The organism is Desulfuromonas sp. CSMB_57 (assembly GCF_020194955.2).
Taxonomy (GTDB): domain Bacteria; phylum Desulfobacterota; class Desulfuromonadia; order Desulfuromonadales; family Syntrophotaleaceae; genus JAFCIY02.
This window is the reverse complement of the sequence record NZ_JAFCIY020000006.1, coordinates 82018-99122: the sequence shown is the minus strand read 5'-3', so window position 1 is coordinate 99122 and position 17105 is coordinate 82018. Positions and strand designations below refer to the sequence as shown.

At 53.0% G+C, this 17105-nt stretch carries 13 protein-coding genes; 11 read left to right on the top strand and 2 right to left on the bottom strand.

The genetic code is table 11. The features are described 5' to 3' along the window. Positions 1–147 precede the first annotated feature (147 nt). From JQN68_RS02425 to JQN68_RS02375, 11 genes are all read left to right on the top strand, one after another. Positions 148–1842, top strand: coding sequence for a Calx-beta domain-containing protein (locus JQN68_RS02425; protein ID WP_225071387.1), 1695 nt, complete (start codon positions 148–150; stop codon positions 1840–1842). Between the two features lie 175 nt (positions 1843–2017). Further along, entirely contained in the window at positions 2018–3259 is a 1242-nt protein-coding gene (locus JQN68_RS02420; RefSeq protein ID WP_225071388.1) for a pectate lyase family protein, read from the top strand. A gap of 236 nt (positions 3260–3495) precedes the next feature. Beyond that, positions 3496–4953: a lipopolysaccharide biosynthesis protein gene (locus JQN68_RS02415; protein ID WP_225071389.1), complete on the top strand. Its 1458-nt coding sequence runs from the start codon at positions 3496–3498 to the stop codon at positions 4951–4953. Between the two features lie 45 nt (positions 4954–4998). Next, positions 4999–6111 (top strand): glycosyltransferase, encoded by a 1113-nt coding sequence (locus JQN68_RS02410; protein WP_225071390.1) that lies wholly within the window; start codon positions 4999–5001, stop codon positions 6109–6111. After that, positions 6108–7289, top strand: a complete 1182-nt coding sequence (locus JQN68_RS14685; protein WP_249620993.1) for an O-antigen ligase family protein — start codon at positions 6108–6110, stop codon at positions 7287–7289. Before JQN68_RS02410 ends, JQN68_RS14685 begins: the two co-directional genes overlap by 4 nt. A 5-nt stretch (positions 7290–7294) precedes the next feature. Further along, the gene (locus tag JQN68_RS02400; protein WP_225071392.1) at positions 7295–8470 is read left to right on the top strand and encodes a glycosyltransferase family 4 protein; all 1176 of its coding nucleotides are present in this window, start codon (positions 7295–7297) and stop codon (positions 8468–8470) included. A gap of 24 nt (positions 8471–8494) precedes the next feature. Then, on the top strand, positions 8495–9559 hold the full coding sequence (locus JQN68_RS02395; RefSeq protein WP_249620992.1) for a hypothetical protein: 1065 nt from the start codon (positions 8495–8497) through the stop codon (positions 9557–9559). A gap of 80 nt (positions 9560–9639) precedes the next feature. Then, positions 9640–11412, top strand: a complete 1773-nt coding sequence (locus JQN68_RS02390; RefSeq protein WP_225071394.1) for a GNAT family N-acetyltransferase — start codon at positions 9640–9642, stop codon at positions 11410–11412. Between the two features lie 131 nt (positions 11413–11543). Beyond that, the gene (locus JQN68_RS02385) at positions 11544–12704 is read left to right on the top strand and encodes a glycosyltransferase family 4 protein (protein ID WP_225071395.1); all 1161 of its coding nucleotides are present in this window, start codon (positions 11544–11546) and stop codon (positions 12702–12704) included. A gap of 11 nt (positions 12705–12715) precedes the next feature. Continuing rightward, entirely contained in the window at positions 12716–13969 is a 1254-nt protein-coding gene (locus tag JQN68_RS02380) for a type III PLP-dependent enzyme domain-containing protein (RefSeq protein WP_225071396.1), read from the top strand. 3 nt (positions 13970–13972) lie between these two features. After that, a complete protein-coding gene (locus tag JQN68_RS02375; protein WP_225071397.1) occupies positions 13973–14995 on the top strand; it encodes an ATP-grasp domain-containing protein in 1023 nt (340 codons plus the stop codon). 43 nt (positions 14996–15038) lie between these two features. Here the strand turns inward: JQN68_RS02375 and JQN68_RS02370 are convergent, their stop codons facing one another. Together JQN68_RS02370 and JQN68_RS02365 are read right to left on the bottom strand one after the other, a co-directional pair. Further along, positions 15039–16238, bottom strand: coding sequence for an FAD-binding protein (locus JQN68_RS02370; RefSeq protein WP_225071398.1), 1200 nt, complete (start codon positions 16236–16238; stop codon positions 15039–15041). 19 nt (positions 16239–16257) lie between these two features. Continuing rightward, on the bottom strand, positions 16258–17055 hold the full coding sequence (locus JQN68_RS02365; protein ID WP_225071399.1) for an electron transfer flavoprotein subunit beta/FixA family protein: 798 nt from the start codon (positions 17053–17055) through the stop codon (positions 16258–16260). Positions 17056–17105: the final 50 nt, after the last annotated feature.

The following is a 17105-nucleotide window of genomic DNA, read 5'->3' as shown; positions in this document are numbered from 1 at the left end:
GCTTTTAAAAAACACCTAAAAGAGGAAACGATGAAAAAAAATCCAAACCAATATTTTAAAAACTGGCAATGGTTGAAATTTTCTTTGGGACTTTTGGTTTTGATTCCGCTGTTCAATATCGGCTCGGTCCATGCTTGGACCAGGATTGTGAAAACAACGACGACATCCACAACCACCGTCAACCCGGGAAAGTTTGAATTTTCCGCCAGCACCTATTCCGTCAACGAAGGGGCCGGGAAGGTCGACATCATTGTTAAGCGAGTTAACGGGTCTTCAGGGGCGGTCACTGTCGATATCCGCACCCTGGCGGGTACCGCCAGTACGCCCGCCGATTACAGCGGTTTCAGTTGGACCACACTGAAGTTTGCCAATGGGGAAACCCAGAAGGTAAAGAGCATCAGCATCGTGGACGATAAACTGGTCGAAGGCAATGAAACCTTTAATGTCTCCCTTGGGAATCCAACCGGCGGCGCCACTCTGGGCAGCATCACCAGCGCGACGGTGACCATTGTCGACAACGACAAGGCAACCACCACCAGCACCTCTACCTCTACCTCTACCTCTACCTCTACCTCTACCTCTACAAGCACGAGTACCAGCACTACCCCGACTTCCACCAGCACCAGCTCGACTTCGACCAGCACCAGCAGCCTGGGGTATCTGCCCGTGTTTCCCGGCGCCATGGGCCACGGCACGGAAACCAAGGCGGGACGGGGCGGACAGGTCATCAAGGTGACCAACCTCAACGACAGCGGTGCCGGTTCCCTGCGGGCCGCTATCGATACCAGCGGTGCCCGGATCATTGTTTTCGAAGTCGGCGGTACCATCAATTTGGCTTCGGACCTGAACGTCAGCAAGCCCTATGTGACCATCGCCGGCCAGACGGCTCCCTCGCCCGGCATCAACCTGCGCGGCGCCGGCATGCGCATCACGACCAACGATGTTTTGGTGCAACATATCCGCATCCGTCCCGGCGATTCCTCTTCCGGACCTAGCCCCTCCAATCGCGATGCTCTGCAGGTGCTCGGACCCAATGCCTATAACGTTGTGGTCGATCATGTCAGCGCCTCCTGGGCGGTGGACGAAAACATGAGCACCTGGTATGCCCTCAAAAACATAACCTTCAGCAACAACCTGCTCAGCGAGGCGCTGCATTCATCCATTCATCCCGAAGGCTCCCATTCCATGGGTCTGCTGCTGGGTGAAGGCGCCCGGGATATCACCCTGGTAGGCAATCTTTTTGCCCACAACAACGACCGTAACCCACGTCTGAAAGGGGACGTTACCGCTGTGGTGGTCAACAACCTGTTTTATAATGCCGGCGCGGCGTACGGTAACTTCATGTCCATCGGTTCCAACAACGGCCCGAACATCGTCAGTGCCGAGGGCAATATGTTCATCGCCGGTCCCAACACCAAAACCGGTGCCGCCGGCATCAAGGTGGAAAGCAGCGCCGTTTCCGGCACCAAGGTATATTTTAATGACAACAAGGCACCGGGCAGCGGACACACCAGTACTTCCTACCTCGTCACCAGTCGCCCCATTTGGCATAAATCCCTGGTGCTGCGTACCAGCAGTGAAGTGGAAAGCCGGGTATTGGCTTCGGCCGGAGCCCGCCCGGTGGATCGGGACCCCGTCGATACCCGGATTGTCGGGCATGTCCGCAACCGCAACGGCAAGATCATCAACAGCACGAGTGAAGTCGGCGGTTGGCCGAACCTGACGGCAACCAAGCGGACCTTCACCATCCCGGCTAATCCCAATGTGGATAGCAGCGGAAACGGCTATACCAACATCGAGGAAGTCCTGCATAAGATGGCGGCGGAGGTGGAAGGCCGGTAGCAGCCCTGCAAAAGCTTGGGTTATGGATTAATCTTAAACCGTCGGAACAAGGATCATCCTTATTCCGACGGTTTTTTTTGCGAGGAATCAGATAAATAAAGTATGGGTCATGGGGAGCCAACCGGAAAATAATTGTTACAATAACAACTAATTCCATTCGGGTTCAGGAGCCAACGTGAAATTGCCCCGTTTCGGTTGCGTATTGTGGTTGATTGTCTGCTTTTCCTTGGGCTCCACGGGATTTGCCTCGGGCTTGGCCGTCTTTTCGGGAGCAGAAGGCTTTGGGTCAGCAACGCGAGCAGGCCGTGGGGGAAGCGTCCTGATAGTCACCTCCCTTGCTGATTCCGGGCCTGGCACCTTGCGAGAAGCTCTGGAAGCCTTTGGGCCACGTATCATCCTGTTCGAAGTGGGTGGTACCATAAAACTTCGGAAGGATTTGCATCTGCGGCACCCTTTTGTCACCATCGCCGGGCAAACCGCCCCATCTCCGGGGATCACCCTTAGCGGAGCGGGATTGCGCATCACCACCCATGACGTTCTGATTCAGCATCTGCGCTTTCGTGTCGGCGATCTCCCCACCGGTCCGCCCCCCGGCAACCGCGATGCCATTCAGGTTCTTGGTCCATCAGCCTCCAATATTGTCATCGATCAGGTCTCGACCAGCTTTGCCATCGATGAAAACATCAGTTTCTGGGGCGGACCGCACCATGTCACCGTCAGCAATTCCATCGTCAGTTTTGCTCTGAGAAACTCGATGCACCCTGAAGGGCCGCATTCCATGGGCATCCTTGTCGGAGACGGCTCTCATAACATTTCTCTTATCGGGAATCTTCTCGCGCACAATGTAGAACGTAATCCTCGGATCAAAGGGGACAGTTCCGTGTTGGTTGTCAATAACCTGATTTACAACGGTCATCGTTTGATGTCCGTGGGGTCTCCATCCGGTCCGGCGATGGTATCGGCCATCGGCAATGTATTCCTGCGCGGTCCGGATACGCTGGGCGGCATTAACCCAATTCATATCGAAAGCAATGCCGCTTCGGGCACCAAGGTTCACTCGCATGACAATTGGTACAACGGGCGCCTTTTCCGGCCCGGAGCGGGACCTTGGGTTGCAGAGGTTCCGGTCTGGGTCCAACCCCTGACCATCCGTCCGGCATATCAAGTTCCGGCATTGGTGACCCGGCACGCCGGAGCGCGACCGAAGGAAAGAGATGCAGCGGATCGCGCTTTGTTGATGCCTTTGGGCGGTTTCCGGGGACGTATCATCGATCGCCCGGGGCAAATCGGCAGCCTTCCGGAGCCCTTGGCTACAAGACGCGTGCTGCAGATACCGCCGCATCCCCATGATGACAGCGGGGACGGCTATACCCATATCGAGACATGGCTCCATCGAATGTCACGCGATTTGCAGTGAGTTCCACATCCTTAAGTCGACTTTTAGATTTGTGTTCATGTAGTGATATCGGATGATTAGCTGGTGGTTTTTACTTGAGAACCGAACACTTTGGCCATGACCCGGGAAGTTCAGCGTTTGTGCAGAGACGCAGATGCTTGCACCGAAAAAATTCCCTTTAATTTGGCGTCGGGAGCGGGAAACTGGCTCTTTCCCGATGAAAACCATCTTCAATGCAATAGGATCAAGGAAGTCATATGGCCAAATCCCGTTCATTCAAGGTGATGTTGCTGTCCTCCGGCAATTTGCTCAGTTCCGTTGCCTCTCTGGCCAGTTTGGCGGTCCTTGCCAGGCTGTTGGCCGTGCCGGAATATGCCACCTATCGCCAGACTCTGCTGGCCTTTAATTTTGCTGCTCCCTTGCTCATGCTTGGCCTTCCGCAGGCCCTCTACTATTTTATTCCCCTTGAGAAGGATCGCGCTCGTGGATTAATGCTGGAGAACCTTCTCCTGCTCGCCATGCTGGGAGCATTATTCAGCTTATTTCTGCTGGTTGGCGGCAGCGACCTGCTGGCGTGGCGTTTTCACAATCCGGCGCTGAAAGAGACGTTGCCGATATTGGCCGTCTATCCCCTGGTGGTTCTGCCCGCAGCCTCCCTGACCGCCTGTCTGATGGCCCGCGATCGGGTTCGGGAAATTGCGTGGTATAATATTTTCAGTCAGTTGCTGGTAGTGGTCATAGTCATTGCCGTAGTGCTGCTCTGGCCGTCCATCAAAGCCGCCGTTTGGGCAACCGTCATCGGCGGGGTGCTGGTATTCCTGCCGGCGTTGCGCTTGATGTTCAAAAGCACGGACCAGACTCGGGCCGGGATCAGCCTTTCCAGCATCAAGCGGCAACTCTACTACAGTGTGCCCCTCGGATTGGGGGGTTTTGTAGGCAAAACCGCCTACGGGTTGGACAAGGTCGTGGTGGCTTCCCTTTGTACCACCGAGGCCTTTGCCATCTATGCCAACGGAGCCATGGAGGGTCCGCTGGTGCGGGTCGTCGTTGCGTCCATGACATCGGTGCTGGTGCCGGAAATGAGTGCATTGTGCCAGCGGGGTGAAAAAGGCGCAGCTCTCGACCTGGTCAAACGCGGCGGCAGCCGATGCGCATTGGTGCTGTACCCGCTGTTTTTCGGTATGTTCTGGATGGCACCGGAGCTCATGACTTTGCTGTTTTCTGAGACCTATGTGGAAAGTGCACTGCCATTCAGGTTATTTTTACTGTTTTTGCCCTTTAAGGTGATGAACTTCCAATCACTGTTCATGGCCTCAGGGAAAAGTCCACTAATCCTCTGGCGTTCCCTGGGGGATCTGCTTTTTACCTTGGCTTTCAGTGTTCTATTGGTCTCCCATATTGGTTATCTTGGGGCGGCGATTGCCAGTCTGATGACTTTTTATTTATGGCAACTTCCATTCAATGCCTTCTTTGTTAGACGCGAATATGGCGAAGGTTTTGGCAACATGTTTCCCTGGCGTGATATGGGAACCGTTTTGGGGGTTTGTGGTCTTACCTCATTGGTTTTTGTCGGCAAGTTTTATATTAGTAGTCCTCATGTATTGATTAACCTTATCGTCTATTCGTCTTTGTATGCCGGGTTGACCGCTTTGGTCATGATGAAATCCGGAATGATCAGCTGGATGTGGCTGCGGAAAGCATTGTTGGGTTCGTGACATGTTTCCACATCCATGCACCATGGCGGAAAAGGAGGTCTGACCATGAATGCCAAGGAGGAGCGTATTGCCATATTCATGCCCTCTCTGCGTGGCGGCGGGGCCGAGAAGGTCATGCTGAACCTTGCTCGAGGTTTCCTGGATCAGGGCATGAAAATCGATTTGGTGGTGGCTCAGGCCGAGGGTCCCTATCTGCAGGATCTTCCTGCCGAAATACGGGTGGTAGATCTAGGCGCGCCGCGGGTTCGGCAAAGCGTTCCCGGCTTGGCCCGTTACCTGCGCAACAGCCGCCCGACCGGCTTGCTTTCCGCCATGGGGCATGCCAACATGGCTGCCGTCCTGGCGCGCCTGCTGGCAGGGGTGCCTACCCGGGTGGTGGCAACGTTGCACAACACCATGGCTCCGCAGATATCCGGTTCCCCGACTCTGAAGAGCCGTTTCATGCTGTGGCTCGCCGGCCGTTTTCATGCCATGGCGGATGCCGTGGTGGCCGTGTCCGGAGGCGTTGCGGATGATGCCGCCGAGCTGATGAAGCTGCCGAGAAAGAAGATCCAGGTCATCTACAACCCTGTCGTCAATGAGCAATTGTTTCAGCGAGCTGCCGAACCGCTGATTCATGAATGGTTTCGGCCCGGGTCGCCGCCGGTGGTGGTATCCGTAGGCCGATTGACAGAGCAGAAAGATTACGGTGTCCTTGTTCATGCCATTTCCCGGGTCCGCAACAGCATGGAGGTCAGGCTTCTAATTCTGGGAGAGGGGGAACAACGTGAGGAATTACAGGATTTGGTGGATAAGCTTGGCCTTTCGGAAGCGGTCCTGTTGCCTGGATTTGTGTCCAACCCTTACCAATATATGCGCCTGGCGAAGCTTTTCGTATTGTCTTCACGCTGGGAAGGGCTGCCAACGGTTCTCATAGAAGCCCTTGCTTTGGGGATCCCCATCGTATCCACCGACTGTCCGAGTGGTCCGGTGGAAATACTCAAAGGCGGTCGGTTGGGGAGGTTGGTACCGGTCGGCGATGTGGAGGCCCTGTCGGCTGCCATCGGCAAAGCTCTCGCCGAGGCTGAAACGACCGGTGAGGATCCGGACCTGCAACGCTTCACAACGGCAAGTGCCCTGCAAGCCTATAGGCGATTATTACAAGGAGCGCAAGGGTGAATAAACTCGTCTATGCCTGCCTCTGGGTGTTGGTAGTGGCCATTCCCCTGGAGAATATGGTCGTTTTGGAAGGGGTCGGCACCATAAGTCGCTTCCTCGGCGCACTGTGTCTGGTGGTGGGCCTTCTTGCCCTGGTTGTCGAACGGCGTGGAAGATGGCCGGGAGGAGTTTTTCTGGCTCTGTGTTTTTTTGCGTTATGGACCATGACCAGTTTTTTCTGGACCGTCGACCTGGAGGTCAGCAAGAAGGCCATCATCACCACGTTGCAGTTGCTGGTGTTTTTCTGGCTGATTTGGGAATTCGCCCGTGACAGGTCGCGGCAGGCAGGCCTGATGCATGCTTATGTGGTAGGTGCCTGCGGTTCCTCCCTGGCGACGGTGTATGCCTATTTGCATGGTCAATACGAATTCTACGAGCGTTATTCAACCCGTGGATTCGACCCCAACGATCTGGGCTTGATGCTGGTCCTGGCCTTGCCCATGGCCTGGCATCTGAGCTGGGATCGCGACAACAGCAGGTGGCTGCGCTGGACGGCGTGGCTGTATCTGCCCTTGGGGGCGGTTGCCATTTTGCTGACCGGGTCACGAGCATCGTTTCTCGCCGCCATGGTGCCCGTGGCATACATTCTCTGGAGTTCCCGCCGCCTGTCATGGGGACAGGTGTTGATAGGCACGGGAGTAATTGCCCTAGCCGTTCTGGCGTCCCTTAAATACGTGCCGGCGACCTCCTGGCAGCGGTTGTCCACTATCGGCATGGAGCTGTCTCGCGGTTCCGTGGGCGGGCGCGGCAGGATTTGGCGGGACGGCTTTCAGGTGTTTCTGGAACACCCCCTTTTCGGCGTGGGAGCCGGAGCCTTCCGAGGCGGTTTGGCTGCCAGGTTCGGATACCAGGCGGCGCCACACAACCTGTTTTTGTCCATCATGGTTGGCCTGGGTATCGTCGGTCTGGGTCTGTTCCTGACGGCTCTTTACTGGGCCATTCGCAGTCTTCCCAGGATGCCCCGATCGCAACGCCATCTTTGGATAGCTTTACTTGTGAGCTGGTTTACGGGCGTCATGACCCTGGGCTGGGAATATCGTAAGACGACATGGTTATTGCTGGCTCTGCTCGCCGTTCAGGGGGCCGCCGCTCTGGAGACAGAGATCCCGGAGCCGCATCCGGCCCTGGAGGAAAAATAACGGCCATGGAGATTCGCCTGACCTTTATCATACCCACCCTGGCGACCGGTGGCGCCCAGATGATGCTGTGGAAACTATTAAGCGGGATGGATCGACAATCGTTCCTGCCGGAGGTCGTTTCCCTGGGGGGCAACAGGCCATTGAATATCTCTTTGGCGGGACGGTTTGCCGAGTTGGATATTCCTGTGACGGTACTGGATTTCAGCACTGCTCATAAAGCCTGCGGCGCTTTTCTGCAATTGGTCAAACACCTGCGGCAACGGTCTCCGGACCTGGTGCACACCTGGATGTATCATGCTGATCTTATCGGCGGCCTGGCGGCGCGATGGGCCGGGTCTTTGCCCGTGGCATGGAATATCCGTCATAGCGATCTTTCGGTAGGAGTCGATCGCCTTCGAACCCGCTTGGTAGTCCGGGCCTGCGCCATGTTGAGCCGGCGCTTGCCGGTAAAAATCGTCTGTTGCGCGCAACGGGCTCTCGATGTGCATGCGACGCTGGGATACGATCGCGAACGTATGGAGGTGATACCCAATGGCTTCGACCTGGCAAGATTTCGACCCATGCCCGATCTGGCCGGGGAAGTGCGGCAAGAGTTGAACATCGATCCGAACGCCTTGGTTATCGGCCTGGTCGGACGTTTCCACCCCCAAAAAGGCCATGCCGTGTTTATCGAAGCGGCCAGGCTGCTGATTCGTAACCAACCTGATACGCACTTCGTACTCTGTGGGGACGGTGTGGACTGGCAGAACCCGCCCCTGGCTGAAACTATTTCCCAGGCCGGGCTTGGCGAGCGGTTTCGTCTCCTAGGTCGTCGCGAGGACATGCCCCGTCTATCCCAGGGGCTGGACGTGGCAACGTCCTCTTCTTTGTGCGGCGAGGGTTTTTCCAATACCATCGGCGAAGCCATGGCCTGCGGCCTGCCCTGTGTGGTCACCGATGTCGGTGACTCCGCGTCGATTGTCGGCGATACGGGTCTTGTAGTGCCGCCCGGAGATGCTCAGGCCCTGACAGAGGCCTGGAGACGCTTGGCGATTCTGGGTGCCGAAGGGAGAAAAAAACTGGGCGAACTGGCCAGGCAGCGCATGGAGACCCATTTTTCTTTGCCGGTAATCATCGAGCGCTACCAGCAGTTGTATCGGGATTTGGCAGTTCCGCCATACACGAAGAAGGTCCTTGGTTAAAAAGTTGGCAACTATTCAGCAACCGTGGAGGAGAGCCTCGCGCCCTTCACACCCATGGCCGCCAAAACCCTCCCCTGGGGCTTGACGACTGCTATCCGGGCGCCAGCAACCCTAGACTTGGGCTACCCGCCACCCTTCAGGGAACCGTTAAAGAAATTTCTGCAAAAATGTCTCGTATTTTTTATCGGCCAAGCATGGGCAGGTCTTGAAAGGTATGAAAATTTAATGGTTTCTGAAAAATCTTTTGAACTACCCGACTTGAATCTTGGGACGGCTACCGAAGCAGAATTGGCTCAATGGCTGCAAAGACATGGCAGCAAAGTCGTATTTCATCAAGGGCGATATTGGTTGGTGAGTCATGCCCATTTTTATCAACCGGTGCATTGGTTGGCGCGTTTCAAGGCCCATGAATTGATAAAACCCTCTGCCTGGTGCTGGGGGTATCGTGCCACCTTGGATGAAGGTTCAAAAGAATTGGCAAACGCCGCACTGCCCATCCATATCTTCGATCAATTGTCGGGTTTCGGCCTATCCATGTTACCCGGCAACAAGCGGCGTAACCTCCGGGTCTGCGAAAAGAATGTGGAAATCAGAACGGTCTTTGATCTTAACACTCTCGCCGAACAGGGCTATCCGCTTTACCATTCATTCTTTTCGCGCACCCGCTATGGCCATCTTCGGCCGCGGACGATCTTCGAAAAGCAAATTCGCAAATATTTCGATGCCGGCTTCACGACGGTCCTTGGCGGGTTCGTAAAAGGCCGACTCGGCGGCTATCTCATTGGCATGTGTGTCGAAAAAACGGCCTATATCAATATGTTGATTGTCGGCACCGAACAATTGCCCCTGCAGATCAGCACCGGTTTGAAATACGCTTTTCTGAAGTATCTCTCCGAGCACAAACCGCATATCACCGAAGTTGCCGATGGCCTCCATGCTTTGGAAAATCCCGGTCTGTGCCGTTACAAGGAATTGCTGGGCTTCAGGGTAATTCCGATCCCGTGCGCAGTTTGGATGTTGCCGGGCTGCAAAACCTTCATCAAACATCGCTGGCCGCACAAGTATTACCGAATTATGGGGCATTACTGATATACGGGAAAATGAGCGTACCTCTCGACGCTGCGGGACGCTCTAAGGTTTCTTGATCCTCTTCAGGGAGAATCGCTGTAATGGCTCAGGTTTCTACCTATGTTTTGCGTGAAATTTTTCCAGAGGATGCCGCGGCCGTGGCTAAACTGGAGGCTCGCATCCATAGGGTTGAAGCTTGCAGTGGCCGGGATCGGATCAAGTGGCTTTTGGAAAATGCAGAAATCAGGGCGGCCAACCTCAGCATCGGCGTGTTTGATGGTCAGCGAATGGTCGGTTATGTGCTTGCCTTCCTGGATGATTCACCTTGCTATCCGCCCTCCACTTTGACATGCGGGGTAGGGGAGACCGCCGCTTGCGATGTTCCTGGAATCCATGTCGTGGACATGGCCGTCCAGTCGCGACATCCCCATGCTGCGGCACGATTGTTACGCGGGTTCTGTCATCGTCTGCGTTTGCGTAGCAACCTTGCGGATCGGCCTCTGTACGGTTTTTGTTCGGATGCCTGGTTGAACCGTTTCAAGCGGCTTCGCCGTTTATTTGATTTTCTGGGATTGGCGCCGGGCGCCGCGAGGTCCCTCCCTGCGGCCCAAGAGCATTTGCGTCATTGGATTTTTGCGCTTCGCCTGCCTCCTGACGATCGCGGGATTCCGTCTCTTTCGCAATCCTTGCGCGGAATCGAATACTATCCCCATGCCTGCGGAGAGTGGACGATAGGGGTCCTGAGCAATTTCCGGGCGTGGGATGCCCTTGAACCTTTCTGGGACAAACTGCTGACGCAAACCCAGGGCGCGAACGGTTTCCAAAGTTTCCCATATCTGAGGACCTGGTGGCAGCATCTGGGCTGGGCCGGCGAATTATATATCATCGTTGTGCTGAACAATGGACAACCGGTGGCTATCGCACCCATGGAAATCACCAAGGTTCCATGGCTATTTGGTAGTCTGCGGCGGTTGACCTTTTTGGGACTGAATCTGGAAATGGATCGGCCGACGGTGCTCGCCGCCGAGACCAACGTCCATGCCAGCACCCTGATTGTGGATTATCTGGTTCGACGCAAAGGGGATTGGGATTTCATGGTTCTCTTTGAACAGTTTCCGGACAGTAGTGTGGTAAAGAATTGGTCCTCGCAGTTGAATGAAGCCGGATTCTTGGTGAGCATGACGCCAGGCCCTGAATCGTCCTGGGTCGATATCCAAGGCACTTGGAAAGAATATCTAGATGGCCGGAACCGCAGCATTCGTAAGAGCATCCGGCGCAAGGTTGACGCTTTGAACAAAGCCGGGGAACTTCGTTTCGAAGTGGTCAGGCCCGAAACCGAGACCGGATTGCTGCAGCGCTATCTGGAAGTAGAGAGACGCAGTTGGAAGCCGGCAGCAGGGCTTGGCGCCGGCAAAACCTCGGGACACATCAGCTTCTACCGTGATGTGATCGAGCGCTTTGCCGCCTGGGGCGGAGTTAAATTCGCTTTCCTATATTTGGATGAAGTGCCTATTGCCGCCACTTTCGGATTAACATGGCACGACCGCTTTTATTCTTTGCACATTGCTCATGATGAACGATATGCTCGGTTCTCCCCCGGCTATGTCCTCACCGCCTTCGAACTGGAAGAGGCCTTTGCAGAGGGCAGTTGCTCGGTTTTCGATTTTCTTGCCGGTTTTTTAGCCAACAAAGGTGGCTGGGCCACGCATTCCATTCGTACCCACTCGTTGTTTGTCAATCAAGCAACCTGGAAGGGAAAAGCCTATCATTGGTGGCTGTTCTCCTTGAAGCCGTTCCTAAAAGGCGCCTTGAGGCGATGCGGTTGGCTTGAAAGGGCCATGCATTGGCGAAAGCGGTGGCAACTTTTAAAATAAATCATGATTTCTATGTATTGCCGGATATGCGAAATTATTCGGTGATGCCGTGGATATTACTGAAAAAATTGCTATAATGAGAGGCATTGTTTTTTTCGTTTGAGCTCAATGAATTTCTGGTGATAACTACCATGGCCCGAATAGTACTGATTGCCAGCGTTGCCCAGTCGCTGCTGGCATTTCGAGGATGCTTGCTGGAGGACATGGTGGCCGAAGGCCACCAGGTCTTGACCTGTGCCCCACCGACGGAGGAACAGGTCATCAAGGATCTGAGAAATCTCGGAGTGGATTTTTGTCCTTTACCCATGGCGAGAAACAGCATCGATCCCCGGGGAGACTTGCAATTGGCTCGGCGCATGAAGCAATTGTTCGAGGCTCAAAAGCCGGATCTGGTTTTTTCCTATACCATCAAACCAGTCATTTATGGGTCCTTGGTGGCAAGGTGGTGTGGAATACCATCCGCAGCCATGATTACTGGCTTGGGAAAAACCTTTTCAGGAATATCCAGGCAGGACCGGGCCGTAGAGAAAATCGTGCGACTGCTATATCGGGTTTCCCTGCGCCGAGCAAATCCGGTATTTTTTCAGAATCCCGATGATCTGCAACTGTTTTGGCGGGCAGGATTGGTTAAGAGGGATAATCGCCCAACCATGATTCCCGGCTCAGGGGTAGACTTGGATTTTTTTACTCCGCGCCCCTTCCCGAAGCAACCATCCTTTCTGCTTCTGGCCCGAATGATTGCCGCCAAGGGCATTCCAGAGTATGTCGCCGCGGCAAAAATTTTGCGGCGGAAGTACCCTTTCGTCCGGATTCGCATGGCTGGGTTTATCACGACCGGTTCGGGCAGTATCACTGCACAACAAATCGAGGATTGGCAGCGGGACGCGGGAGTCGAATTTTTGGGAGGGTTGGACGATGTTCGGCCTGCCTTGACGAATACTTCGGTATATGTGTTGCCTTCCTGGTACCGGGAGGGTATCCCACGTTCCATTCTGGAGGCGATGGCCATGGGAAGGCCTATCATAACCACCGATGCCCCGGGCTGTAGAGAAACGGTTCGGCCTGATGAAAATGGTTTTCTGGTTCCGGAAAGAGATGCAGAGGCACTGGCAAATGCCATGATAAAATTTGTTGAACAGCCTGAACTTATCGAGAAGATGGGAACAGCTTCTCGTTTATTGGCGGAACAGAGGTTTGATGTGCGACGAGTCAACAATATCATTTTGCATCGACTTGGCTTGCGGCAATCCGCTGCGAATCCCAGCGTCCGAAAAATCTCTTCATCATCATAAATAGGGTCTTTATGGAAGAATATTATGAAATAGATAATTTATCAAAATCGATTGGTACCCCATTCTATCTTTGCGAAGAAGACAACTTTATAGCAAATTATCAAAATATATGCCAAGCCTTCCAGTCGAGATATAAAAATTTCATCTTGGGTTATTCTTATAAGACCAATTATTTGCCATATTTGTGTAATATTGTTAAAAACTTTGGTGGCTACGCCGAGGTTGTTTCAAGACTTGAATATGATTTGGCTCTTGCTGTCGGTCAAGATCCAAGCAGGATTATTTTTAACGGCCCATTGAAATCTTTCCCCGATGTCGAATTAGCCATCGAAAACAACAGTATATTAAATATCGACTCTTGGTATGAATTGGATTTCGTCGAGGAAATAGCCAAACAAAACCCCACCAAACCTGTTCAAATCGGTTTGCGTATAAATTTCAATTTTTCCGATGAGGAAGGCAGATCGCATATTCAATCAGGGTTGGCGACCGGAAGATTTGGCTTTGCCATCGAAGAACCAAATTTTTCGCAAGTTGTTTCAAAAATTCGGCAATTTCCGAACATCGTCGTCAACTGCTTGCATGGGCATACCTCTACCAGTACGCGCCAAGTTTGGGTTTATGAAAAAATCACCAGAACCCTTTGCGATCTCGCTGCTGCCTATTTTGAAAATACGGTTAATTTTATCGATATAGGAGGAGGTATTTTTGGCAAGGTTCCAGAGGTAATGAAATCTGGCCCCACTCCAAGCTTTGATGATTATGCTGAGGCGGTGTGTAAAATAATGACATCGCATTCATGGGTTAAGGAAAATTCTCCATATTTGATTCTAGAGCCAGGCGTGTCTATAGTCGCTGATTCGCTTTCGTTCATAACCAAAATTATTGATATAAAAACTGTCAATAATAAGAATTTTTCTTTGGTGGATGGAAGCATATACAATATCAAGCCAAGCATGCATTCAATTAACCATCCATTCAAAATAGTAAAAGAATTTAAGGACGACAGGCAAATAGTCACAAATTTTGTTGGCTACACGTGTATGGAAAAGGACTATTTACTGAAAGACGTGGCCTGTGAGGCCCCGGAAAAAGGCGATTTTTTAAAGATATATAACGTCGGGGCCTATACAATTGTGATGACTCCGCCTTTTATCAATTCTGCACCTCCGATAGTCGTAAAAATCGGTGATCAGTTCAAAGTTATACGTGCCAGGCAGTCCTTCGATGATTTTTTCAAAAACTATCTTATTGAGATGGATTAGATTATGTTTAATGTCTTATTGACGAGTGCCGGTCGTAGAAATTATTTAGTCCAATATTTCCGAGAGGCACTGGCAGGCCAAGGCAGTGTGTTTGCGGCAGATGCTTCAGGAGCAGCCTCCGCGATGCAGGAAGCCGACCGCGGCTTCGTTGTGCCCCCCGTTACGGATCCCTTCTATATTCCAACCGTCCTGACTTTATGCAGGGAACATCAGGTGCGCCTGCTCCTTTCCCTCAACGACTTGGAGTTGCCGGTCCTTGCCGCCCATCGCGATCTGTTTCAAAAACAGGGTACTTTCCCCGTTGTCTCAACTCCGGAAGTGATCGAAATCTGTTTCGACAAATGGTTGACCGTTCAATTTCTGGAAAAATGTGGATTGCAGGCTCCCAAGACCTATCTACATCTCGATGAACTGCGGTGCGCACTCGACGAAGGCCGGGTTGAATTTCCCCTGGTGGTCAAGCCACGCTGGGGCAGTGCCTCCGTGGGTATTGAATATCCCTCCAACTGGAAGGAACTTGAACTTATTTTAGAGTTGACCCAAATGCGTATTGCAGTCACCGGGGGTGCGGAGGCGTCCGCTCAGTCCTCCCTGCTCATCCAAGAACGATTGCGCGGCAGCGAATACGGCCTGGACGTGGTCAATGATTTTAATGGACGCCATGTTGCGACCTTTGCCAAACGAAAATTGGCCATGAGGGCAGGGGAGACGGATCGCGCCATTACGGTCACCGAACCTGAGCTATTGGCGGTTGGGGAGAAAATTGGAACCAACCTGGGACATATCGGCAACCTGGATTGCGATGTTTTTTTCGATGGGCAGCAATGGAAGATCCTTGAGCTGAATCCGAGGTTTGGCGGTGGCTATCCTTTTACACATATGGCGGGGGTCAATCTGCCAGCCTTGTTGATTGCCTGGGCGCAAGGACTGGACCTCGATCCGGCTTGGCTGCAGGTCAAGAATAATGTTGCCTCGGCAAAATGCGATCGATTGGTAAAGATTCAATCCGTCTTTACCGGGCATTGAACCCGTCCATTCGTAACCCGTTTTCGCCAAGGATGGGGGGCGGCTAGCTTTTGAGGAGTTTGCGAAATTCACGAGTCAATAACGGCAAAATCTCGAATAGATCGCCGACCAACCCATAATCAGCCACCCGGAAAATGGGGGCTTCCTCATCCTTGTTGATGGCAATAATCATGTCCGAGGAAGACATGCCGGCCAAGTGCTGAATCTGACCGCTAATTCCACAGGCAATATAGATTTTGGGGCAAACCGTTTTGCCGGTCTGGCCCACTTGGTGAGAATAGGCAATCCAGCCGGCATCCACCGCCGCCCTCGAGGCACCGACGCCGGCTCCCAATACTTCGGCAAGCTCTCGAATCAATTGAAAATTTTCCGGAGTCTGCAATCCGCGACCGCCGGCAACGATGATATTGGCTTCGGAGAGATTGACGGTTGTCTCCGACTCTGTTTCAAAGCGTAACCGCTGAGTGCGTGACAACAGCAGAGCTTCGGCCACCTGTTCCACGATCAATTCGCCTTGGCGCCCAAAATCGGCAACGGCTTCCTTCATGACCTTGGGCCGTACAGTGGCCATCTGGGGACGATGATTCGGACAGATTATGGTCGCCATGACATTCCCGCCGAAAGTAGGGCGGGTTTGCAGCAAGCCACCTGTTTCCGGGTCAACCTCCAATCCCGTACAGTCTGCCGTCAGGCCGGCGTCGATAATCGTCGCAACCCGGGGAGCAAGACTGCGGCCGATGGCGGTAGCCCCGCAGAGAAAAATCGTCGGTTTGTAACGTTGCAACAGATCTATCAGGACTTTTGCATAGGGTTCATCTTGGAAAAAAGCCAATCCGGGGTGTTCTACCAAAAAGACGCGATCGGCGCCGCGGGCAATCAGGACCTGAACCTGCGATTTAATCTCATGACCCAAAAGTACAGCGCAGAGTGACACTTTTAAGGCATTGGCGAGTTTGCGCCCTTCGCCGAGCAATTCATAAGTCACGGACTGGACAACGCCATTCTTTTGTTCCGCGAACACCCAAACATCTTGAAAAGCGGATGAATCCAGGGAGGACGGCCGAACATTACATATTTCGATTGCTCCGGTTTGGCAGGCGTCAAGACATACGCCGCACAATGTACATTTATCCAAATCTATATTTGCGATTCCATGGATCATGGTAATCGCGCACCAAGGGCAGATGGTTTCACACGATCCGCACGCGGTGCAAAGCATTTTTTTGATGGAAATTGATTTCATTAAAACATCTCCAGTTAACCTACTTGGATTTGGCTGAAAAAATCGCCTCAGATACCTTTTCCATCAAAGCCTGTATCATCTCTTTGGTCTCTCCGGTCCATGTCTGTCCCTGGCAACGCATAGGCGGGCTGAATATTTTGAGGACCCTGGTCAATGACCCGGTCCTGCCCAATCGTTTAAAATCACAATCCAGATCCCTTGCCGTCCAATGCAGGACTTCTTTTTTCTTAGCCTCGAGAATGTTTTTAAGGGTGGGCAGGCGCGGCGTATTGATCTCCTTGACGACCGTGAGTACGCACGGCAGTGAACTCTCAAGAATTTCACTTCCATCATCCAACATGCGAGCAGCAACAATTCCGGTTGGGGAAATCCGTTCGATCTGCCTTACAAAGGTAATTTGGGGTAAATCCATATGAGCCGCAATTCCTGGCCCAACTTGAGCCGTATCTCCATCTGCCGCCTGTTTTCCGCAAAGGATAAGGCTATAATCGCCGATTCTGCGTAACGCCATGGACAGGGTATAACTTGTTGCCCAGGTGTCGCTTCCGGCAAAGGCCGGATCGGAAAGGAGGATGCCCTGATCTGCTCCCATGGCCATGGCTTCTCGCAGTGCGGTTTCAGCCTGGAGCGGTCCCATGGTCATGACCGTGACCAAGCCTCCCATCGCCTCCCTAAGCCTCAAAGCCTCCTCAATAGCGTACATGTCGAAGGGGTTTACCATGGCAGTAACCCCTTCGCGGATCAAACTGTTGGTTTCGGGATCGATCTTGATTTCAGAGGTGTCCGGAACCTGCTTGATACAAACAATAAAATGCATAGGGAAAATCCGTGTGAAAGCGTTAATCGACAAATGGGGGGAGCATTTTT

Coding starts and splice junctions, on each gene's coding strand:
- JQN68_RS02400 (WP_225071392.1), top strand. CDS start 7,295: ATGGAGATTCGCCTGACCTTTATCATACCCACCCTGGCGACCGGTGGC.
- JQN68_RS02380 (WP_225071396.1), top strand. CDS start 12,716: ATGGAAGAATATTATGAAATAGATAATTTATCAAAATCGATTGGTACC.
- JQN68_RS02375 (WP_225071397.1), top strand. CDS start 13,973: ATGTTTAATGTCTTATTGACGAGTGCCGGTCGTAGAAATTATTTAGTC.
- JQN68_RS02410 (WP_225071390.1), top strand. CDS start 4,999: ATGAATGCCAAGGAGGAGCGTATTGCCATATTCATGCCCTCTCTGCGT.
- JQN68_RS02390 (WP_225071394.1), top strand. CDS start 9,640: ATGGCTCAGGTTTCTACCTATGTTTTGCGTGAAATTTTTCCAGAGGAT.
- JQN68_RS02385 (WP_225071395.1), top strand. CDS start 11,544: ATGGCCCGAATAGTACTGATTGCCAGCGTTGCCCAGTCGCTGCTGGCA.
- JQN68_RS02370 (WP_225071398.1), bottom strand. CDS start 16,238: ATGAAATCAATTTCCATCAAAAAAATGCTTTGCACCGCGTGCGGATCG.
- JQN68_RS02415 (WP_225071389.1), top strand. CDS start 3,496: ATGGCCAAATCCCGTTCATTCAAGGTGATGTTGCTGTCCTCCGGCAAT.
- JQN68_RS02365 (WP_225071399.1), bottom strand. CDS start 17,055: ATGCATTTTATTGTTTGTATCAAGCAGGTTCCGGACACCTCTGAAATC.